General features: G+C 58.7%; 18 protein-coding genes and 2 pseudogenes. 18 read left to right on the top strand and 2 right to left on the bottom strand.

Annotated features, from left to right (window positions below):
- Positions 1–46: 46 nt before the first annotated feature.
- From arfA to N2A41_RS30435, 15 genes and pseudogenes are all read left to right on the top strand, one after another.
- Positions 47–1,555 (top strand): arabinosylfuranosidase ArfA, encoded by a 1,509-nt coding sequence (gene arfA, locus N2A41_RS30510; RefSeq protein WP_260111983.1) that lies wholly within the window; start codon positions 47–49, stop codon positions 1,553–1,555.
- 198 nt (positions 1,556–1,753) lie between these two features.
- The gene (locus tag N2A41_RS30505; RefSeq protein ID WP_260111982.1) at positions 1,754–3,658 is read left to right on the top strand and encodes an ABC transporter substrate-binding protein; all 1,905 of its coding nucleotides are present in this window, start codon (positions 1,754–1,756) and stop codon (positions 3,656–3,658) included.
- A gap of 113 nt (positions 3,659–3,771) precedes the next feature.
- Positions 3,772–4,776, top strand: a complete 1,005-nt coding sequence (locus tag N2A41_RS30500; RefSeq protein WP_003554064.1) for an ABC transporter permease — start codon at positions 3,772–3,774, stop codon at positions 4,774–4,776.
- 3 nt (positions 4,777–4,779) lie between these two features.
- The gene (locus N2A41_RS30495; RefSeq protein WP_017968309.1) at positions 4,780–5,637 is read left to right on the top strand and encodes an ABC transporter permease; all 858 of its coding nucleotides are present in this window, start codon (positions 4,780–4,782) and stop codon (positions 5,635–5,637) included.
- A 1-nt stretch (position 5,638) separates the two neighbouring features.
- The gene (locus tag N2A41_RS30490) at positions 5,639–6,628 is read left to right on the top strand and encodes an ABC transporter ATP-binding protein (protein ID WP_260111981.1); all 990 of its coding nucleotides are present in this window, start codon (positions 5,639–5,641) and stop codon (positions 6,626–6,628) included.
- On the top strand, positions 6,625–7,437 hold the full coding sequence (locus tag N2A41_RS30485) for an ABC transporter ATP-binding protein (protein ID WP_260111980.1): 813 nt from the start codon (positions 6,625–6,627) through the stop codon (positions 7,435–7,437). Before N2A41_RS30490 ends, N2A41_RS30485 begins: the two co-directional genes overlap by 4 nt.
- 113 nt (positions 7,438–7,550) lie before the next feature.
- Positions 7,551–8,276 carry a DUF2726 domain-containing protein gene (locus N2A41_RS30480; protein WP_260111979.1) on the top strand — a complete coding sequence of 242 codons (726 nt, stop codon included), beginning with the start codon at positions 7,551–7,553 and terminating at the stop codon, positions 8,274–8,276.
- Between the two features lie 90 nt (positions 8,277–8,366).
- A complete protein-coding gene (locus N2A41_RS30475) occupies positions 8,367–9,239 on the top strand; it encodes a PGN_0703 family putative restriction endonuclease (RefSeq protein WP_260111978.1) in 873 nt (290 codons plus the stop codon).
- A gap of 1 nt (position 9,240) precedes the next feature.
- On the top strand, positions 9,241–9,738 hold the full coding sequence (locus N2A41_RS30470) for a hypothetical protein (RefSeq protein ID WP_260111977.1): 498 nt from the start codon (positions 9,241–9,243) through the stop codon (positions 9,736–9,738).
- A gap of 86 nt (positions 9,739–9,824) precedes the next feature.
- Positions 9,825–10,240, top strand: a pseudogene (locus N2A41_RS30465) (ATP-binding cassette domain-containing protein); the annotation flags it as partial.
- 148 nt (positions 10,241–10,388) lie between these two features.
- Positions 10,389–12,632, top strand: coding sequence for a bifunctional diguanylate cyclase/phosphodiesterase (locus N2A41_RS30460; protein ID WP_260111976.1), 2,244 nt, complete (start codon positions 10,389–10,391; stop codon positions 12,630–12,632).
- 648 nt (positions 12,633–13,280) lie between these two features.
- The gene (locus N2A41_RS30455; protein WP_260111975.1) at positions 13,281–13,586 is read left to right on the top strand and encodes a hypothetical protein; all 306 of its coding nucleotides are present in this window, start codon (positions 13,281–13,283) and stop codon (positions 13,584–13,586) included.
- Positions 13,587–13,829: 243 nt separating this feature from the next.
- Entirely contained in the window at positions 13,830–14,264 is a 435-nt protein-coding gene (locus N2A41_RS30450; RefSeq protein ID WP_017968299.1) for a hypothetical protein, read from the top strand.
- A gap of 434 nt (positions 14,265–14,698) precedes the next feature.
- Positions 14,699–14,839, top strand: a complete 141-nt coding sequence (locus tag N2A41_RS30445) for a hypothetical protein (RefSeq protein WP_260111974.1) — start codon at positions 14,699–14,701, stop codon at positions 14,837–14,839.
- Positions 14,840–15,139: 300 nt separating this feature from the next.
- A complete protein-coding gene (locus tag N2A41_RS30435) occupies positions 15,140–15,742 on the top strand; it encodes a hypothetical protein (RefSeq protein WP_260111973.1) in 603 nt (200 codons plus the stop codon).
- 313 nt (positions 15,743–16,055) lie between these two features.
- Here N2A41_RS30435 and N2A41_RS30430 read toward each other — a convergent pair whose 3' ends face one another.
- Entirely contained in the window at positions 16,056–16,724 is a 669-nt protein-coding gene (locus tag N2A41_RS30430) for a hypothetical protein (RefSeq protein ID WP_311202898.1), read from the bottom strand.
- Positions 16,725–17,009: 285 nt separating this feature from the next.
- A pseudogene (locus N2A41_RS30425) lies at positions 17,010–17,336 on the bottom strand (hypothetical protein); the annotation flags it as partial.
- Between the two features lie 168 nt (positions 17,337–17,504).
- On the opposite strand from N2A41_RS30425, the gene N2A41_RS30420 reads away from it, so the two are divergent.
- From N2A41_RS30420 to N2A41_RS30410, 3 genes are read left to right on the top strand one after another with little or no spacing between them, the layout of a single operon-like run.
- Positions 17,505–20,495, top strand: a complete 2,991-nt coding sequence (locus N2A41_RS30420) for an ATP-binding protein (protein WP_260111971.1) — start codon at positions 17,505–17,507, stop codon at positions 20,493–20,495.
- Positions 20,496–20,510: 15 nt separating this feature from the next.
- Positions 20,511–21,659: a YcaO-like family protein gene (locus tag N2A41_RS30415; protein WP_260111970.1), complete on the top strand. Its 1,149-nt coding sequence runs from the start codon at positions 20,511–20,513 to the stop codon at positions 21,657–21,659.
- Positions 21,652–22,416, top strand: coding sequence for a TfuA-like protein (locus N2A41_RS30410; RefSeq protein WP_260111969.1), 765 nt, complete (start codon positions 21,652–21,654; stop codon positions 22,414–22,416). Before N2A41_RS30415 ends, N2A41_RS30410 begins: the two co-directional genes overlap by 8 nt.
- Positions 22,417–22,419 lie beyond the last annotated feature (3 nt).

Genomic DNA, 22,419 nt, shown 5'->3' with positions numbered 1-22,419 from the left:
TAGGGGCAAGAAAACAAAAAATCTGATATATAAACGGGAGGATCCGTTGAAGACGAACATCGTTGTCCACCGCGATTTCCGCATCGCGACCATTGACTCCAGGCTCTACAGCTCATTTCTCGAGCACCTCGGCAGGGCGATCTACGGCGGCATTTATGAGCCCGGACACCCCACGGCCGATGAGGACGGATTCCGCCAGGATGTCCTCGATCTGGTCCGTGAGCTCGACACGCCATATTGCCGTTATCCCGGCGGCAACTTCGTCTCGGCCTATAATTGGGAAGACGGCGTCGGCCCCCGTTCGGAGCGCCCGGTGCGCCTCGACCTTGCCTGGCGCACCCGTGAAGCCAACCAGATCGGCGTGAATGAATTCGTCGACTGGTGCAAGAAGGCGAATACCAAGCCGATGCTTGCCGTCAATCTTGGATCACGCGGCCTGGATGCCGCCCGCAATTTCCTCGAATATTGCAATCATCCCGGCGGCACCTACTGGTCGGATCTGCGTCGCAAGCACGGCTGGTCCAATCCGCACGATGTGAAACTGTGGTGCCTCGGCAACGAGATGGATGGTCCCTGGCAGGTCGGCCACAAATCGGCCTATGAATATGGCCGGCTGGCGGACGAGACGGCGAAGGCCATGCGCGGCTTTGACAAGTCGCTTGAACTCGTGGTCTGCGGCTCGTCCAATTCCGACATGAAGACCTATCCCGAGTGGGAGGCGCAGGTTCTCGAGCAGTGCTATGACAGCGCCGATCATATTTCGCTGCATATGTATTTTGCCAACCGCGAGAAAAATACCCTCAACTATCTTGCCCGCGCGACGAAGCTCGACCGCTACATCACCACGATCGGCGGCGTGATCGACTACATCAAGGAGAAAAAACGCTCGAAGAAGACGATCGGCATTTCCTTCGATGAATGGAATGTCTGGTATCATTCCAACCAGCAGGACAAGGAGATCCTGGCGCGCGATGAATGGCCGGATGCGCCGCATCTCTTGGAAGACATCTACAATTTCGAAGACGTGCTGCAGGTCGGCGGCATCTTGAACACCTTCATCCGTCGCTCCGACCGGGTGCGCATCGCCTGCATCGCACAGCTCGTCAACGTCATCGCCCCGATCATGACCGAAGACGGCGGCGCGGCGTGGCGCCAGACTATCTATTACCCCTTCTATTACGCCTCCAGGTATGGCCGTGGAACGGCGCTGCAGCTGGTCCTAGATGGCCCGACCTATGACAGCGACGAGGAGAACGACGTCCCCTATCTCGACGTATCGGCCGTGCATTCAGAGGACGGCAAGACCCTGACCTTCTTTGCCGTCAACCGCCATCCGAGCACGTCGCTCGATCTCGATGTGCGGCTGGAAGGTTTCGGAAATGCGCGGGTGGTCGAGCAGGTGGAGATGACCCACGGGGACCTCGAGGCCGTCAACACGGCTGCGCGGCCGAAGACGGTCGCCCCCGTCAATGTCGAGAGTGGAAAGATCGAGGATGGACGGCTGCGCGCGGCGCTGAAACCGTTCTCCTACAACGTCATTCGGCTGTCGGTGTGACAGTCACCGCCGGGTAGCCCATTGGGCCGCCCCGGCTGAGATTTCGGCTCACTGCGAGGAGGCAGGGAGCCGGAGAGATGGTTCACCGAGGTCCTGGACCTGACTGTTCAAGTCCTGAGGCTTCTGCGAACCGACAACCGCGACGTGCCCATGCGTGCCTTTACGGCCGCCGTATCGTCGCTTTCTAGGGAGGAGTTCATGCAACAGTGGAAGAGGCTCGCATTTGGCGTCGCACTGGCCGCACTCGGCCTGACAGCGACGGCCAAGGCCGATGACTACACCTCCTTGCCGCGCAAGGAGACGCTCATCGTCGAAAACCCGGAAGGGACGATCAAAAATCCCGGCTGGTTCAACATCTGGGTCAATGGCGGCGGCGGCGTATCGACCGGCCTGCAGCAACTGACCATGGATACGCTCTGGTATATCGACCCCGAACAAGGACTTGGCGGCGCGACCTGGGATAATTCGCTGGCTGCCGACAAGCCGCAATATAATGCCGACTTCACCGAGATGACCGTGAAACTGCGCAAGGGGCTCTTCTGGAGCGACGGCGTGGAGTTCACGGCAGACGACGTGGTCTATACCGTCAAGACGCAGATGGATCATCCCGGCATGGTCTGGAGTGCTGCCTTCTCGGTGCAGGTGGCAAGCGTCGAGGCGACCGACCCTTCGACTGTGGTGTTCAAGCTGAAGAAGCCCAATTCGCGCTTCCACGCCATTTTCACCGTTCGCTGGAACGGCGCCTGGATCATGCCCAAGCATGTCTTCGAGAAAGTCGAAGATCCGCTTCGCTATGATTTCGCCAATCCCGTTTCGCTCGGCGCCTATAAGCTGAAGGCATTCGACCCCCAGGGCAAGTGGTATACCTGGGAGAAGCGTGACGACTGGCAGCGGACATCGCTTGCCCGCTTCGGCGAGCCGGCCCCGAAATACGTGACCTATACCGATCCCGGCCCGCCGGATAAGCGGACGATCGCCCAGCTCGAGCACAATCTCGATATCATCCACGACAACACGCCGGAGGGCATGTTCACCCTCAAGGAGAAATCCAAGTCGATCGAAACCTGGTTCCCGGGCTTCCCCTTCGCCCATCCGGACCCGACGCTTCCGGCCGTGATCTTCAACACCCAGAATCCGCCCTTCGACAACGCCGATGTACGCTGGGCGCTTGCCCTGCTGATCGACGTCAAGGCGGTTGACATGGCGAGCTACCGCGGCGCTGCGACGCTGTCGGCGCTCGGCGTGCCGCCGACGGCGGCGACGATGAAGGACTATCAGGCGCCGATGCAGGATTGGCTGAAGAATTTCGAGGTCGATACCGGCAAGAGCAAGATCAAGCCCTATGATCCGACAGTCGGGCAACAGATCGCCGATATCCTGCGCAAACAGCCGAAGTTCAAGGACCAGATCCCGACCGATCCTGAGGCAATCAGCGGTGCCTTCGGCTATGGCTGGTGGAAACCGAACCCGAAAGCGGCCGGCGAACTGCTGGAGAAGGCAGGCTTCAAGAAATCCGGCGGCAAATGGCTGACCCCTGATGGACAGCCCTTCAAGATTCGGATGACGGTGGAAGGCGACACACGCTCGGTCTTCACTCGCGCCGGGACGCTGATCGCACAGCAATGGGCGGCATTCGGCATCGACGCCAAAGCCGTGCCGGCCGCGAAACTTTGGCAGACGGCGCTACAGCCCGGCGATTTCCAGGTGGCGATCGCCTGGAGCGTCGAAACCTGGGGCGGCGATCCCGATCTGTCGTTCTTCCTCGACAGCTGGCATTCGCAGTTCGTGGCCAAGAAGGGTGACAATCAGCCGCCGCGCAACTGGCAGCGCTGGAGCAATCCGGAGCTCGACAAGATCATCGAAAGCATCCGCGGCATCAGCGCCGACGATCCCAAGGGCGTCGAGCTCGGCAAGGATTATCTGAAGCTGGTTGCCCGCGAAATGCCGACGATCCCGCTGATGTCGTATAACGTCTTCACCTCGATGGATACGACCTATTGGACCGGTTATCCGACGATATCCGATCCCTATACCGATCCGGTGCCGAATTGGGCCAACTCCAGGCTGATGATGGTCAAGCTGAAGCCGGCACAACCGAAATAATCCTCCCAACGCCGGCGCGAGTGTTGCGCGCCGGCCCCCTAATCGGCGGGCATGTGGCATGTCCGTCGATCCTTTCCACTCGATGAAGGGAACCAGAGAGGAACCACTGCCCTATGACGTCCTATCTGATCTTTGTGCTGAAGCGGTTCGGTCAGTTTCTGCTTGTCGTATTTCTTGGCGTGACCATCACATTCTTCGTCACCCACCTGACCCCGATCGATCCGGTCGAAGAAAGCATAGGCGCGATAACGCAGATGGGTCAGTCCGATCCCAACGCGATCGAGCTGATGCGCCAGTCGCTTCGCGAGCTTTACGGCATGGAGGGCTCGATCTGGCAGCAATACCTGCATTTCTGGCTTCGGCTTGCGACCGGTGATCTCGGTCCCTCGCTGTCGGCTTTTCCCACACCCGTTTCCACCATCATCCTGCGATCCCTGCCCTGGACCATCGGGCTGATGACCGTGTCGACCCTCATCACCTTCGTGCTCGGCAATGCCATCGGCGCGCTCGCCGGCTATTACCGCAAGGACATGGTACTGAAGGCCGTCAGCCTCGTCTTCATCGCCCTGCTTCCCATTCCCTATTATATTCTGGCCTTCGTGCTGCTGATTGTCTTCGGTTATCTCTGGCCGGTGCTGCCGATCAACGGTGGCTACGAGATGAACGCCAATCTGGACCTCTCCTTTGCCCTGGTCTTCGATATCCTGAAACACTCGATCCTGCCGGCCTTGTCGCTGATCATGGTTGGAGCCGGCAGCTGGCTGATCGGGATGCGCGCGCTCGTTTCCAACATCATCACCGAGGATTACGTCGTCTTCGCCGAGCTTGGCGGCGTTCCGAAGCGAAAGATCCTGCGCTCCTATATCGCCCGCAATGCCATGGTGCCGCAGTTCACCGGACTTGCCATGTCGCTCGGCGCGATCTTCAACGGCACGGTCATCACCGAAATCGTCTTCGGCTATCCGGGCATCGGCAACCTGCTGATCGAAGCGGTGCATGCCGGCGATTACAGCCTGGTGCTCGGCCTCAGCGCATTGTCGATCGTCGGCGTCGCCGCCGCCGTGTTCATCATCGACATTCTGAGCCCGCTGATCGATCCGCGCATCAAGGTGGAATAGAGCATGTTTACGATCGTCCGCGACCTCGCGCGCCAGAATATGGAATTCCTCTGCGGCCTGCTGCTCTTTGCCGTTATCGTCGGCTTCGTCATCTTGTCCTATTTCTCGCCCTACGGCGCGACCGACATCTATCTGCTGCCGCCGGACATGCCGCCCGACGGCGAATACTGGCTCGGCACGACCTCACGCGGCCAGGACGTTTTCTGGCAACTGACGACCGCGCTTCGCAACACCTTGTTTTTCGGCATCGGCGTCGCCTTCATTTCACGCATCATCTCGTTGGTCGTCGGCCTCGTCGCCGGCTATGCCGGCGGCGCGGTCGACCGGGTGCTGATGGCCATCAACGACAGCGTCATGGTCATCCCGCAATTTCCGCTGCTGATCCTTTTCTACTTCGTGCTGAAGGACAGCATGACTTGGACGGCGCTGATCCTCATCATGGCCTCGCTCGGCTGGTCCTACGATGCACGCCTCATCCGTTCGGTCGCAATCAGCCTAAAGACGAGATCCTTCACCACCCAGAGCGTCTATTCCGGCATGAGCATGCGCAAGATCCTCGTCGAGGAGCACCTGCCCTATGTTCTGCCGATCGTCTTCGCCACCACGATGAACAACATGATCTGGTCGATCGGCATGGAGATCACCCTGTCGGTGCTCGGCTTCACCGATATCGAGACGCCGACCATGGGCATGATGATCTATTGGGCCAATGCGCATTCGGCACTGATATCGGGCATATGGTGGTGGGTGGCCGCACCCGTCGCCGTCATCGTCGTCCTCTTCCTGGCGCTGTTCCTGCTGTCCATGTCGATGAACGAATACAATGATCCGCGCAGCCGGCTGAACCGGATGGGAAGTTAGTATGGACCCTTTGGTCGAAATCCAGAATCTGAAAGCCTATTACCGTGCCTTTCTCTTTGGCGTCGATCGCGAGGTGCGCGCCGTCGACGATATCAGCCTGACCATCGCCCGCGGCGAGGTCTATGGCGTCGCCGGCGAATCGAGCAGCGGCAAGACGACCCTGATCAAGACCATCGCCGGCGCGATCCGGCCGCCGCTACGGGTGGTGTCGGGAAAAGTAACATTCCATTTCGCCGGCGGCACCCAGGACATCTATGCGATGAGCCCGGAAGAGCGCATGGCGCTGCGCTGGCGCCACCTTTCCTATATCATGCAGGGCTCGATGAATGTGCTCAATCCGGTGCGCCGGATCCGGCATTCCTTCACCGATTTCGCCTTTCGCCACATGAACGTCAGCAGGGCGATTTTTTTCGAGAAGGTCGCCACCCACCTGCAGCGGCTGAAGCTCGATCCGCAGCTGCTCGACGCCTATCCCCACGAACTCTCCGGCGGCATGCGGCAGCGCATGACCATTGCGCTGGCGACGATCCTGACGCCGGAATTCATCATCGCCGACGAACCGACGACCGCGCTTGACGTCATCGTTCAGCGCGACGTGCTGTCGATGATCCGCGAAATCCAGCGCGAGATGGGCTCGTCCTTCCTGTTCGTCACCCATGACATGGGGGTGCATGCGACCGTCTCCGACCGCATCGGCATCGTCTATGCCGGGCGTCTTGTCGAGGAAGCGCCGACCCCCAAGCTCTTCAGCAAACCGCTCCACCCCTATACGCAGCATCTCGTCGGCAGCCTGCCGCGCATCGGCGATGCGACGGCCCGCCCTTCGCTAGAGGGACGTCCGCCGAACCTCGCCATGCCGCCGGAAGGCTGCCGGTTTCACCCGCGCTGTCCGAAGCGCATGGACATCTGCTCGCAGAAGGTTCCGCCGCTCGTCACCGTCGAGCCGGGGCGGCGGGTGGCGTGTTTTGCCGTTACGGGAGATCAGGTTTGAGCGCCCTTCTTAGCCTCTCGCATGTCACCAAAGTCTACCGACAGGGCGGCATGCTCGGCCGGCGGCTGATCACGGCGGTCAAGGACGTCAGCTTTGAACTCGGAGCGGAGCCGGAGATCCTCTCGATCGTCGGCGAATCCGGATCGGGAAAATCGACGATCGCGGCGATGATCCTCGGCCAGACCGAACCAACGGAAGGCGAGCTTCAATTCAGCGGCAAGACCGTCGCCATCCATAGCCGATCCGAACGCAAGGCTTTCATGAAAGAGGTGCAGCCGGTTCTGCAGAACCCCTTCGAAGCCTTCAATCCGCTGAAACGTGTCGATCGTTATCTCTTCGAGACCGCCCGCAATTTTTCCTTCTCGGGAAACCGGCCGGACCGCCAGCAGGCGGAGAAGATGGCGGATGCAGCACTCGTCCATGTCGGCCTGACTCTTGAAGAAGTGAAAGGCCGGTTTCCCCACGAATTGTCCGGTGGCCAGCTGCAGCGCGTCGCCATCGCCCGCGCGCTGATCCCGCAACCCCGCCTGCTGGTGGCCGATGAACCGGTCTCAATGGTCGACGCATCGTTGCGCATGGCCATCGTCAACCTCTTCGGCCGGCTGAAAGCTGAGCTCGGGCTTTCGATCGTCTACATCACCCACGACCTCGCCACCGCCTATTACATCAGCGACAACATCATCATCATGCGCAAAGGCGAAATCGTCGAGCGAGGACGGGCGCGGGCGGTGTTGGATGATCCGCAGCATCCCTATTCGCGGGCGCTCAAGGACGCGGTGCTGGCGGCGGATTTTAGTGCGGCGGTGTGAGTGGGGAGGATAAGGCAAATGATGCGTCTGTCCTGAGGGACCTAATTCTTTTGAGTGGCTTTCGCACATGCTCCACGCGTTCTACTATCTGAGCGGGAAATCTGGAGAGGGGCATGCACTATCGCCAAAGGTCGGTGCTGTTTGCAGCACCTGGACTTATTATCGGGGCTGCCGCACTAGGCGCTTCGGGCGCTTTAACGATTGCAGATTTCGATGAGCCAGAACTGCTGATTGCCGTCCTGTTTGTCGGTCTCATCATCGGTATGGCCATTGAGCAGATCTTAGGCACGACGAGAAAGCAGGCGTGGCGGGAGAGAAACAGGTCGCGCTGGGAGGAAAAGCGCAGCACCGAGCGCATCGTCCCGGGACCTCCGCTTCAGACGCCAGCTGCGGAACCATTGCGACCATTGGACGCCACGGATCAACTGCGTATCGTGATGCGCTCGTCTTTCACCGTTCAACCATTGCTGAACAAAAGCGAAGCCCGGGTATTTCGGGAGCTGGACAGCATCGTGATCGGCTGCAATTCTTCCTGGCAGGTAATGGCGCAGGTGTCGTTGGGCGAAATCCTCCGAAGCACCGATGCGGACGCCTACAGGTGCATCAACTCCAAGCGGGTCGACTTACTGCTCGTAGACAGCAATTGCCAACCGCGGCACGCAATCGAATATCAGGGCGGAGCACACCATCAAGGCACCGCGGCCGCACGCGATGCGGTAAAGAAGGAGGCGCTGCGACGCGCCGGTATAGGCTACCACGAGGTGGTGGCCGGCCATACGACCCCGTCGGAACTCAGGCGAATAGTCGAAACGCTGGTGGACAAACCAATTGCCAGCTAACGCGCTCCCGTCACTCATGCCTATGCCGCCGAGCCACTTCCATCAGAAGAAACCACCGCCTCGTCTTGATGGTATGGAGACGCAACTGCGATGACATCCGATTTCCAGGCAGTTCGCGAAAATCTGTTTCCGGCCAGCCACGGAGCCATCGAGCACTGGGAAGCATTCCCCTGGCATCGTGACCGAACCAACCGGATTCAGGCGCATAAGGCACATTCATCGCAAGCCATCGCAATCGATGTGTTCGGCACGGTCAAGATGAGCACGGATCGCGACCGCATCTTCGATGCCATCGCCGCAAGAGTTGGCGTGGCACCGGGCGGCCCGTGGGCGATAACACTCGAGTGGACGGACACCGATCGGCTGCTGGGAGAACCGAGGCCTACGCAAGTCGATGCACTTGCTGTTGGCTCACTGGCTGCGCTCGTCATCGAGTGCAAATTCACCGAACCCGGAGGACAATGTAGCCAAACGGCCATGTTGAGCTCGGGCGAGCGCCAATGCAACGGAAGCTATGCCGACCAAATCAATCCGGTTAACGGCTTGCGCGCGCGCTGTGCTCTTACAGGCAAGGGCATTCGTTACTGGGAGTATATCCCAAGGGTCTTCGCGCTCGATCCGGCTGTCGACCACACGCCCTGCCCTTTTAAGGCGGACTCCTATCAGTGGATGCGCAACGCCGTGCTGGCAGCAGCGTTTGGCAAGCACCACAAGCTTCAAGCGGCCGCCCTCGCAGCCTTTGCCGATCATCCTAGTTTTCCGACGGCACGGAAAGCGAAGCGAGGCCTGCTAGACGCGAGTCTCGGTGGCCACGCTGCCATTACACCCATTTCCTACCAGCAGATCACTGCGATCGCTTGTCATGTCGGCCTCGACCAAGAACTTTGGACCGGCCTTTCTGCATGGGTTGATCGAAAGATCGCAGGCGCGGCGTTACGAAGATCGGAACTCCAAGAGGTTTGAAATGGATGCTGATATCTGGGATCGAGCCTTTTATGACGACGGCGAATGGGTTTCCTGGTCCGATGTGGAAGAACAGCTCCGATATCATGAGTGGCGCGCCAAATATCCGAATGCGGTCACATCTTTGATACCGTATTTTCAGGAGCTCTTGTCGCTGGCACAAGACTACCATCTTGCGACTGGTCGCCATCTCAATGCATACGGCGACATTGGGGAACTCTTCGGCGCCATCACCTACGGAATAAGGCTGAACAAGAATTACGCGCAGGGCGCCGATGGTAGGCTTGGCAACGATCACATTGAGATCAAAACCATCACGCCATTCAAGTCCAATGACGAGGTTTCCGTAAAGGTGTCAGGCAATTTCAGCAAGCTGCTCGTCGTGAAGATCAATGCCGACTTTGAAGTCTCATCCCGGATGGTCGATCGCTCGAAGCTTCCTAAAACGGCTAAACCTCTCTTGAGGATAAGGTGGAGTGATCTGCCTCACATCGGATGACGACTTCATCAGCAACCAACGGATCGGTTCTTTCGTGAGCGGATTTTCAGTGATCATAGCAGAGATCGCGGAGGGTCGTACCGGAAGAGATGATGGCCGACGTAGCCTTGGTGCATGTCGGCCTGACCCTTGAAGAGTGAAAGGCCGGTTTCCCCACGAATTGTCCGGTGGCCAGCTGCAGCGCGTCGCCATCGCCCGCGCGCTGATCCCGCAACCCCGCCTGCTGGTGGCCGATGAACCGGTCTCAATGGTCGATGCATCGCTGCGCATGGCCATCGTCAACCTCTTCGGCCGGCTGAAAGCTGAGCTTGGGCTTTCCATCGTCTACATCACCCACGACCTCGCCACCGCCTATTACATCAGCGACAACATTATCATCATGCGCAAAGGCGAAATCGTCGAGCGAGGACAGGCGCGCAGTGTCTTGGACAACCCGCAGCATCCCTATTCGCGGGCGTTGAAGGATGCGGTGCTGGCGGCGGACTTCAGCGCGGCGACATAAGCGCTGCGGGCAAGATGCGGGAATGCTACGTCTGTTACCCGGATCCAGGACGAACAGGCAATTTTCCTTTATAGGACGCCGGCAGGTTTAGCGTTGCCTTAAAGAAACCGTGCAAGGATGAGGGCTTCTCATCCACGCCGGCAACCTGATGAAACTTCGAAGAAATCTCGCTCGCTCTGTCATAAGCCATATCAGCGCATTCGCTCCGGCAATATTTGCGGCCATTATTGCGGCAATCGTCGTCTGGATGGCAACGAACTGGCGGCTGGAGCGATCGCTGGCCGATGAACGCTCGATCGTTGCCGGCGAGCTTGCCACCATATCCTCACGGCTTCAGACAAACCTCAACAGCAATGTGAAGCTGTTGCAGGGGCTGGCGGCTGGCATCGCAGTCAATCCGGCGATGGACCAGAACGGATTTTCCAAACTTGCCGCTGAGATCCTGAAGCCCGATTCACAATTGCGAAGCTTCGCCGCCGCGCCCGGCATGGTGGTCAGGTGGGTTTATCCGGAGAAAGGAAACGAAAAGGCCATCGGGCTCGACTACCGAACCAATGAGAAGCAACGGGCTGCCGCGATGCTGGCGCGCAACACGCACAATATTGTTCTGACAGGCCCGGTGGAGCTTATCCAAGGTGGAACCGGTTTTGTGGTCAGGTACCCTATCTACATCAATGACGGAAAAAGCCAGATTTTTTGGGGCCTGCTTTCCGGGATAGTCGACATACCCAAGCTTTACCAGGAAAGTGGCCTTGCTTCGACCGAGCTCGAGATTGCTATCAGCACCGTACCGGAGCCGAATGCGCCCAAACAGGTTTTCTTCGGCAGCCTGGCAACGTTTTCCAGGAAACCGGTCCAGGCATCCGTCGATATAACCTATGGCCGATGGGCTCTCGCCGCACTGCCAAAGCAGGGTTGGGGCCAAAATAATGGGATCGGCATTTTTGAATTCTACGCGAGCCTGTTGGCATTATGTGTCGTTGCGCCGATTGTCTGGATCGGCTTTCTGACAAAATCGCGCCAAAGAACGATCGAAAAGCTTCGCCTTCACAAGAAAAAGCTCGTTCGCGCACGACAGCGGCTGGAGTACCTGTCATTGCATGACGCATTGACAGGGCTTCCCAACCGACGATTTGTCGACCGGATGATCTCGCAACCGCCGAGACCCAGTCCACAAGATTGTCTGATATTCATTCATATCGACCTGGATCGATTTAAAGAGATCAACGACACCAAAGGGCATGCCGGCGGTGACGCGGTCTTGCAAGCAACGGCTTCGCGCCTTGCCGATTTGGCTGGTCCCAACGACGTAGCGGCTCGCATCGGTGGAGATGAATTCATCTTCGCCAGCTGGAGTACCGATCCGGAGCCGAAGGCAAACGCGTTGGCCCGGCAAATTGTCGATACGCTCGACCAACCCCTGTTCATTGACGGTGCGGCCTGTGTTGTCGGGGCAAGTGTCGGGGTCGCCTGGGAGAGTGAAGGTGCCCTCGGGCGGGACCTCGGCCAATTGCTTCTTAATGCCGATTTGGCTCTGTACGAGGCGAAGAAGGCGGGCCGCGGCCGCGCGGCGGTTTTTACGGAAGAGCTTCGCAGCGCCGCGATCCATGCGAAAGAATTGGCGGACGAATTCAACCATGCGCTCGATCGCGATGAGCTCGTTGCATTCTTCCAACCGCAGTTCGATGCAGACACATTGGATATTGTCGGCGTCGAGACACTTGCCCGTTGGGATCACCCGCAAAAAGGTCTGCTCGCCCCGGACAAATTTCTTGAGGTCGCGGAAAGGCTGGGGCGCACCGGCGACATGGATAGGCTGATCCTGCAAAAGGCCCTGTTTGAGCTGACAAGATGGGACAGCTTGGGAATGCAAATTCCCCGTGTTTCGGTCAACATTTCAGCGCGTCGACTGGCGCAGGCAAATCTGCTTGCCGAACTGTCCGAGCTTCCCATAGCGAAGGGTCGCTTGTGTTTCGAGCTGCTCGAGACAATCTCCTTTAATGCTCTTCAACCTGTTCTCAACGAGATCATTCCCGCCGTCAAAAAGCTTGGCATCGAAATCGAGATCGATGACTTCGGCACCGAACATGCCAGTATCGTCAGCCTGCTTCGATTTGAGCCGCGACGGCTGAAGATCGATCGCGAAATTATCAAGCCGATCATCGCGTCTCCATCGCAGCGCCGCCTGGTCTCCTCCATTATCGAAATCGGCCGATCGCAGAACATCGACATCGTTGCAGAGGGCGTGGAGACCATGGAGCATGCGAAAATCCTGAAAGACCTCGGTTGCCATATACTGCAAGGTTACGCTCTGGCACGACCAATGCCCTCGGGGCAGTTGATCGAATTTTGCCGTATAAAGGACAAAGGAATGACAGAGGCAGGCCGATAGCCAAACCCTGTATTCCGGGTATGAGTATTTTTCGTCCGTGTTTCTCTATTGTTTTGTGGCCGCCTTTAGCACGCACTGCGGGAAAGATGCGGCAATGTCTGTCACCCGGCGCGATCTTTTTTCGGGCGCACCGAAATACGATCGATCCGGGCTTCACCTTCCAAAGACTTTACAGTTGCGCCGAAAGCTCTTCCGCGGATATCACCCCTGACCATGACGGGCGCGATATTCGATCTCAATCTGGTTCATGTGATTTTCTCAAGTTTCTCTCTGACGACCGTTCCAGGCAGTAGAAACGTTGTTCATTCTAACATCCGAGTTTGTTCGAGCCGGCACTGCGCAGCTTATGAATGTACATTTTGAGATACAACTAAGAGTTCAATATTTGCTTATTTTTCTCAAGTGGGACGAAAAATATCGGGCGTTCATTCGAAATGACTATCGTCTACTGAGGCCATTCCGGTGAATGCCGGTCCTTGCCACAGATTTCAGCCGGCGATGTAAGCGCCGCATGGAAGATGCGGCGAGTGCGGGCGTCTGCCACCGGATTGGTAGTCAATCGACGAGGATCGGTTCTGCAAAGTTTCAATTGACCGTTTCCGATGGCGAGGCGACACTCGCAACCTGTAGCGAGGCAGGAGGAAAACGATGGACGACACAGACCGCTGGCGCGACATGGTAAGCGCACCGAGAGACGGTAGCCGGATCCTCGTCACGATTCGCCCGTCCGAACAGGGGCCGGCAGAAGTTGACCTCGCCTACTGGTCGCATGGCGATCAGTTCGGTGCAGAAGGCTGGCGCGCTTCTGATTCCTCGCCCGGGCACATCATCGAATATGCCGAGCCGGAATTGAAGTGTTGGATGCCGATGCCATCGGCCAACCTCAACCGCACCTCGATGCCCTCCCCCTGGGAAGGCGACGATGACCAGGAGCTCTACGGGTCAGGGATCTGAGAACGCGCGCGATGGTGCGTTGTTGCGATACGCGGCGGGTGACAAATCCAGTTGAAAATGACCCGAGGCCGCCAACTCAGCGGCGCCTTAAGGCAGCCGCGCGAACGGCGTGTCGTCGATTCCGGCTTCCGTTCCACTTCAACGCAGGTGCCGTTTTCAATCGTGATTGGACATCGGCTGCGACCTGAGCGACGCTGTCTTCGGGAGGCGGACCATCTATTTTTCCGGAGATAGGAGGCCGAAATGGAACAGTACGCATTAGACCAGTTGAAAAGCATCGCAACTGTCAGCCCGACCTGCAAGCGCCTTGAAATGACTTGGCGCGAACGGCTTGAACGCTGGGCCGAAAGTCTCGAAGGCAGCCCCAGACCGTTTCTCAAGACACTTCACGAAACCGAGTATCAGCCGATGGCCGATCGGCTTGCTCTCAGGGCTGACGGCACGCCGATCTCTGTTGCATTCGCTGATCCCATGCTGCGGGCGGCAGGAATGGAAAACGACAGTTATGGAGAGGCCAAACGGTTCTTCGAACTCGGCGATGAGCAATTGCATGATCTTGTGTGCTTCTGCCATTTCGGTGAACGCGTCAGCGCGGCAGTCGTCGCTCGCCGTTTGCGAAAGATGGCAGGCTGCAAACCAAGCGGGTTTTTCGCTCAACTTCGTGCGTTCTTTGGTTGATTGAGGCGAAAGGCCACCATCTGACGTGCTGGTCGGAGATGCATCGATCCCCGTCGCGGGTGGCACGCGCGACGCCCCACGCCGGATCGGTCGGGTCGTCGCTCCTGCGGCATAGACTATCGCTGACATTTTGAGGGGGCAGATTTCTGGAGCAGTTGGCTCCCGCAGGTCAACTGGCGGGTCCAGGGTTTCTGCCGGCCGACCACGCCCCCAAGGGACTTGGGTCAGGGCGTCCACCAACAGCACCCACATTCTATGTCAGCGTGCCGTGAAAGATGCCTCGCCGAGCGACTATCCAGTCAGGCAGACGCTTGAAGAGGCCGTATCGCTACTTACCGCAAGCTAACCACGCGCTTGCCATTGTAGGTGATTTAACGGAAAGTCCTCGGCGTGGCCCTTGAGGCCTGGGCAGCCTGCCATGAACGGAGAACGCCGTGCCTCTGAAAAACATTTTTGCCGCAGCAGCAATCGTCTTCATGACACTCTCAGGATGCGCAACCAGTGGATCGGACAACACGACCTATGCACAGCCGCTGGGGATTGGCCCAGTTCGCGGCAATATCGGCGGTTACTAGCCGATAGAGGTGTTTCGACCGCTTTAGAAACACAGCCTGGCTGTTTACGACGACCAACCTCGGCACTCGATCCGATGTCATGGTCGCTGTCGCGCAGGAAGGCGTGACGATGATGATGGTGACCCACGAAATGGGCTTTGCCCGCGAGGTCGCGCAACGCGTGGTGTTCATGGATGCCGGCGGCAAGATCCTGCGCCACTCGTTCCGCCCGTTACGTGACTCGGTCACGGCTCCGACGAGACCTCACCGCGTTTACCACCCAAGGATCGCAGGTGACAGTCTCGATGGGGGATATCTGGAATGTCGATCTTGCTCAGAGGTTTGTCCCTATTGGTCGGACTAACATTGGCGGCGCCCGCCTCTGGCAATTGCTTGAGCGCTAAAGAAACCAGGCAGGGCGTGCTGCTTACCAGAGAAGTGCCTTTCTTTTCCGCGTTCTACAAGCCGGACGGTCCGGGCCTCACCGAACAACGGCTGATGGAGCGTAACCGTTCACTGCAGCCGGTGTCGGCTGTATATTTGCACCCCTTGCTCGTCGAAAAGAGAGTTAGTGCCAGCGGGACGCATGAGCTGAAATACGCGAATGCGATTACGTTAGACGATCTACCACAGAAGAAGAACTGGCAATCCGAGACTACGCTTTTCATCAATGGCAAAAAATCCGTTTCGGGCGCGACTATTATTAGGTTCGACGGCTGGGGAGAAGAAACGATCGCGTCTTGTTCCTACAAAGTTTGGGCCGTCAACAGCCGTCTCGAACTGACGGGATTGCCTCCGATTATTTTTGAACAATACTATTCCCCCGAGCTCCGTCTCGTTCTTCGTTCGGTAAGGCTGGGCCCCTCCAACCAGCCGTTGAGCGAGGTTCGATTTGATCGGTTCCAAATTGGCTGGGGCAACTGATTGATCGTGAGGTCAGACTGCCAGTACGAAAGCAGCTTCGCATCAATTTCCTGAATGCTGAGCGACCGCTCCGAACTAAACTGATCTTCGGGAGACGGCCATGAGCTATCGAGTAGATCCGATCGACAAAGCCAACCACGTGCGGGACCAACTCCGACTGATCGAAACGGCATCACACGTCTTTGGTCAAAGAAACTGTGTCGGCCGCGTGGACACCACGTCGATTTGTTCTCTCGGATCTCGCACTGCCAACCTTCTTAGCACCACTCGTCATTCTTAAGGTCAAGTTGTTCGTGAGCGCGGTTCCTTTAAATCAGTCGGCTTCATCGCCTGTCTTTGGAAATAGGTACAGGACATTCGATCCGTTCGATCGCGTGACAGTCCCAGTCGTTCGACGGCCGGAGCTTCGTTCTCCCACGCTTTGGATCGCCGATACGAGCCCCTCACGCTGGCGATAGTAGTCAGGCTTGGTAGGCAGCGTCAGACCGAACTGTTCGAGCATGCGCTCAATCAGGTCCATGGCCTCGGCTGCAAGACCCGCATAACCTTCCTGGCGCTTTTCAAAGAAGCCATCGTACCCGGGCCTAGAGAGATCGAGGCTATCCAACGCATAGTTGAGGTTCTTGACCCGGTTCGACAGCCACAAGATTTCGTCTGACAACTCGGTAGCGAAAAGCTTCCAATCGGCGTCCTTCGGAAGCGAAAGGACAGGATCCGGAACGTGAAACACGAATTCGCCTTCATCCATCGGATTGAATTCTGGGATGTCCCGGACTGCCGCATAGCTCGCTCCGGCGAAGTCGTCGAGCGCCAACACCGTCATCATTGCCAGATTTCTCGCCTCGCTTCTGGGGCGTCGATTGATCTGCTTTTTTGCGAGCTGAATTACCGTGGGGATGCAGGCGCCAGCTGTTAAGCCAGCGGCAGCAATCAGCGCTCCCATTACCATTATTCCTTGAGTAGTTTCGAAGAATTGCGTCAAAAGTCACCTCATTCGATTGGAGATGCGGGTCACGTCAAAAGCACGCGCAGACGGAATCAGAGCTGGTTTCCCTGACGTCACTAGGCGTCTTTGCTGAGCACCGGCGGCAGCTTCTTTGGCAAGGAGCTGTCAGTTCAAAATTGAAGTCAGCATATCAAGTGAGATCGAACGGTATCGCTTTCAAGGACCATTTGTTGATTGAGTAGATCGGCTTCATCCTCACGCAAAGAGCCCCGCGGTTGTTGCGACCGCGGGGCTCCTTGACGCCTTACCCGGGAGAGGGGATCAGGCGGCCTGTACCTTGCGGGCCGTGCGCGCCCATTCGGGCAGCCAGTCGCCGTGGGTGGCGAGCAGATCGTCGACCAGCGACCAGATCTGGTCGAGGTCGAGTTCGGCGGCCGTATGCGGGTCCATCATCGCGGCGTGATAGATGTGCTCGCGATTCTCGGTCGTCAGCGCCCCGTCAGCTCCTGGACGTTGATATTGGTGCCCCCTCCAACGCTCGATCTGCTCGATGCAGCGCTTCGGATATTCGTCGAGCGGAATACTGAATTTCTCGATCAGGTCCTCGCGGCCCTCCTTGATGAAGAGCATACGCCAAACAGCATGGTGAGCCAGAAGCGAGCGGCCGGGCATGCGTCGCGGGTTTGAAGAGCGCATGATTATCAAGCCGCAGTCCAACAACCGATTCATAAATTAGCATCGCCGCACGAAAAGCTTGCATGCAAGCTATAAATCGGATGTCCTGAGAAAGGCTTCTGTGGTGTTGGGCGACCCGGCATGAAAAACCTCGACGCGCGAATTCGGTTTACAGGTGAGCGGCGACAGGTCACTGCCCTTTTCTATGACATCGTCGGCTCGACGGAGCTCTTGTTGCGGAGCGAGCCGGAGAAATTCTTTCGCTCCGTGTCGGCTTTACATCAGAGCGCCGAGACGATCATAAAAAAGCATGGAGGCTTTCTTCATCAGCGGCTCGGTGATGGGGGATGCTGTTTCTTCGGATATCCCGATCAATCCGAAGATGCGGCTGAAAGTGCGGTACAGGCTTCGTTGGAATTGTTGGGCATTGCAACGAGCACCAAGGGCAAGGCGCGCACCGCTTTCAGGCTGCGGATCGGGGTTGCCACAGGTCTTGTCGTATTCTCCACGCAAGGAGACGAGATCGTCGGCACAGCACCGGTCCTGGCGGCTCGCTTGCAAGCAGAGGCCGAACCGAATTCGGTCCTGGTCGCAGATTCGACCGTTCAGCTCACGCGACACAAGTTCAACTATAGCCTGGTGCGGAAGGCCAAACTCAAAGGCTTCGAAGAGCCGTTTGCGCTCTGGCGCCCGCAGGAACTCGATCGATCAACGGCCGCGCTGTCGCCATCCAATGAATCGGACCGGCCGATAAGAGGCAGGGAAAGAGAGCTTGCCGCTCTTTCGAGCGCCTGGAATTCAGCTCTCGACGGCAAAGGCAGTTCGATCACCGTGGTCGGAGAGGCAGGCATCGGCAAATCCAGACTGATGGGCGAATTCGCCCGCAGTCTATCGCAAACTTCGCACGAGACCCTGATCTTTCAGTGCGGCAGGCGCCTCGAGAGCCAGCCTCTGCACCCTTTTATGTCGTTTCTTGAGAGGCTTGTGGCCGAACCTTCGGTTCTGAAGGATGGCGACAGGGGCGCTTTCATGCAGGCTCTTGAAGCATCCGGCCGAGACGTCGACGCAGGCATCGTCGACACCATTCTCTCATTTACGTCAGACCGATCGCCGGCGACCTCGCGCAATATTCGCGTGTCGGATCTGTCGGGGCGGGCATTCAGACGGAAGGTCATCGAAGCCGCTGCCGACATCCTGACGTGCAAAGCGACTGGCATTCCGACGCTCCTCGTCTTCGAGGATGTGCACTGGGCTGACGGCATGACGTTGGAACTGATCGATCGGCTTGGGTTGCTCGCAGGCAGGTTGCCGATCCTCGTCGTTCAGACATCGAGGATCAGACGATCCCTGGCACTGGCGACCGAGATAGAATTATCCGGATTGGCATCTGCGGCGGTTCGCGATCTCGTCGCCTCGGTCTGGCGTGAGCGTCCCCCGCCGGGCCTGTCCGATTTCATTCTGGATCAATGCGATGGCATGCCGCTCTACGCGGAAGAACTGGCCAACTTCTTCCTGGGAAGGCAACCCTTGGGCAAGGCCGCATCCGAATGGAAAGGGCTGCTTCTGGAAGGTGGCGTCAGCTCGCTGAATGATCTGCTTTCCGCCAGACTCGCGGCGACCGGATCCGCACGACGGGCGGCGCAATTTGCGAGCGTCATCGGCCGCGAATTCAACATCTCGCTGCTCGCCTACCTTCTCGAAGGGGTCAGCCGGCAGACGGTGGAGGTCGCGGTCGAGCGGCTGGTTTCCCAAGGCATCATCGAGCCCTCTTCCGCCACGCCCGGCTCTTTTCAGTTCCGGCACGTACTCACTCAGGAAGCCGCCTACAGCAGCCTTCTCAAAAGCGACAAACGACGGATACACAAGCGGATCGCCGAACTCCTGATCGGAGAAGCAAAACCCAGTCTGCCGGCTGCCATCGCGGCCTGGCAATGCGCTGAAGCAGGCTTGCACGCCGCCGCGGCCAGGTTTGCCCTGGCGGCGGCCGAGGCGAGCGTTCTGCGCTCCGCCATGCACGAGGCGAACGTGTCGCTCGAGCTCGGCACGCAGGAGGTCGACAGCCTTTCGCGGCGCCATCCCGATCGCATCGAACTCGCATTAGGCCTGCTCGAACTTCAGGGGGTCGTTGCGACCGCACTGGAGGGAGAGGGCTCGGAAAGCGCGCGCCGGGCCTATTCCCGCGCAATGCAGCTTTTGAGGAAACAGGCCTCGGCTGTCCGGTCGAAACATTTCCCGGTCTATTGGGGATGGTGGTTCACGGCGCCCAATATTCTGACGCAGCAGTCTCGCGCGCGCATCCTCGTCGGCGACATGCAAGCGGTCGAAGATCAGGAGACGCGGCTGCAATCCTATCACTGCGGATGGGCGACGAGCTTCCATGCCGGCGAGCACGAATTCTGCCTCGATTGCGTCGCCAGAGGCCTTGATCTCTACGAGCCAGAAAGAGCGGTCAGAAATCGCGCCTTCTTCGGCGGACATGATGCCAAGGTCTGCGGCCTGGGCGAGAGCGCCCTGTCCTACCTGCTTCTCAACGATGCCGATGCCAGTGAACATGCGATCAGACAGTGCCTGGACTGGGCGGCCTCGACCGATCATGCCGGGAGCATGGTTCACGCGCTTTATTACGCCATCGTCCTTCGCCGCTGCCAAAGCAGATATGACGATGTCCATGACCTCGGCGAACAAATGCTGGCGCTTGCCGAGCGACACGGCCTCGCCGCCAGCCAGGCGCGCGCCAACATGTATTGCGGCTGGGCGGAGCTGATGACGTCGTTTGCCGAACGGGGTGAAGAGCGATTCCAACACGGTCTGCTGCTCCAGCAGCAATTGGGCACCGACGATAATTTTTCCATGCACAGCGACATGCATGCGCAGGTGCTGCAGCGGCTCGGCAAGCCTAGTGAAGCCTTGGCGGCCATTCACAATGCAATCAATGTCGGCCGCAACAGCGGTCAACGGTTCTGGCTGGCCGAACTCTACCGCCTCAGCGCAAGACTGAGACGAGATCTGAACGACCCTCCATCCTTGGTAAGGAGAGACCTGATGAGGGCGGTGCAGATTGCCGAAGGACAAAAAGCCGCCTGGCTGGCCGAAAGAGCAAAGCGCGCCTTAGACGGACTGCCAAAGTCGTAGGGCCAGGAGGAGGCGATGGACCACGGGGTGCTAGACAACATCTTTGATGCCCCTACCCTCTCGCCCCCTGATCCCTGGCAGACGGTGCAGCGCATCCTGGCGCGCAAGCACGAATACGGGATCACCAGGCTGGGCTCGGTAACAGAACTCGACCGGATCGGCATCCCCGTCGTCCAAGTTATCAGGCCGCGCTCCCTTTCCGTCGCCGTCAGCCAAGGAAAGGGTTTGACCCTCCCGCTTGCGGCGATATCGGGCCTGATGGAATCCCTGGAGGGATGGGCCTCGGAGCGGATTGCCCCAGAGCGCGTCTTCGGAGCGGCTTTCCGCGAGATGAACGAGCAGAAAATCTGGTCGTACCTCGGCGTCGGGCGAGAGGCGGAGAGGCTTTCCTGGATCGACGGGCTGGATCTGCTTGCAGGCCGGAGAACCCCTGTCCCGCTTGCCCTTGTCGACTCCGCCTACACCGTCCCCTCGCCTCATCCGCATTGGATGCCCAGAGACACAACGGGTCTGGCAGCCGGCACCAACCTGCAAAGCGCGGCCTTGCATGCCTGCCTGGAAATTCTGGAGCGGCAGGCGCGATGCACGGCGATGAAAACGCCGCATTTCTTCGACCGCTTCCAGATCGACTCCCGGTCGGTCCGCTCAGGCAGCGCCGGGGAAATTATGCGACGGCTGGCCAAGGCTGGGTTTGTCGTCGGCATCTGGCAAATCCCGGCGCCGCACGCGCTGCCGATCTACTGGTGCCACGTGATGGAAGATGCCGGCCGAGCCCCCTTTGCGCCCTTGCCGGCCGAAGGCTTCGGCTGCGACTTCAGCCATGATCGCGCGCTGACGAGCGCATTGCTCGAAGCGTGTCAATCGCGGCTGGGGGTGATTTCGGCTGCGCGCGACGATATCAGCAGCGAAGTCTACGCATATGCCGATGCTTCGGAGCTCGCCGCTTGGCGCGCGCAACTCGTAAAGGGCGGCGGCTCCTACCGCCCCGATGAAGGTCCTGTTGCCGGCGGTCGCTCCATCCTGCCGATCGCCGAGGCGTTGAAGCTGGCCGGCGCAAAGGCGGCGATCCTTGTGGTTCTTCATTCCGATGATCGCATCCCTCTTCACGTCGTCCGGGTGGTTGCTCCTCCGCTGGAAACAAATCCGGAGGCGGATCTTGCGTGACGATGTCGTGGTCTTTCTCGGCCCCACCCTCTCCGCGACGGAAGCGCGGAAATATCTGGAGGCGATCTATCTGCCTCCCGTCGGCTGCGGTGATGTCGTGCGCGCCGTGGCGGACTACGCTCCGTCGGCGATCGTGCTGATCGACGGCGTCTTCGCGCAGCGCCCCGCCGTTCGCCACCAGGAAATTCTCTGGGCGATGGCCCGAGGGCTCCGCATATACGGTGCGGCCAGCATAGGCGCGCTCAGAGCAGCGGAGCTCGCTCCCCAGGGAATGCTCGGGCATGGGCTGATCTACCGGTGGTACCGACGGCAGCCGCTCGCCGACGATGCCGACGTCACGGTGCCGATGGCTCCCGTCGAGCTGGGCTCGCGCGCATTTGGTGATGCTCTCATCGACATCAGGCTGAGCCTGAAAAAAGCGGAACGCGTCGGGGTCATCGAAAGACGGCTGAGGCATCAGCTTGAGTTCCTGGCACGCTCGCTGCACTTCAGCGAGAGATCGTTCGCCAGGCTTTTCGCAGAGGCAGAAAACAATCTCAGCGCTGTAGACCGGATCGCAGCTCTAAAGGCGTGGTTGAAAGCCGGAGCCATAAACCAGAAGCGAGCCGACGCTGTAAATCTCCTGAGACATCTGGCCGATCACAAGATCAATGGTCTAAACGAGCTTCTTTCTTTCGAGTTTGAACTTACGGAATCATTCGCCAATGACATGGAGTACTGCGGAATGCTCGACATGCTATTGTCGAAATGCCAGTAAGAC

Origin of the sequence: Rhizobium sp. SRDI969 (assembly GCF_025152725.1) — a bacterium.
Classification (GTDB): Bacteria; Pseudomonadota; Alphaproteobacteria; order Rhizobiales; family Rhizobiaceae; genus Rhizobium; species Rhizobium leguminosarum_I.
The sequence above is the reverse complement of the archived record's forward strand: the minus strand, read 5'-3'. Positions and strand labels throughout refer to the sequence as shown.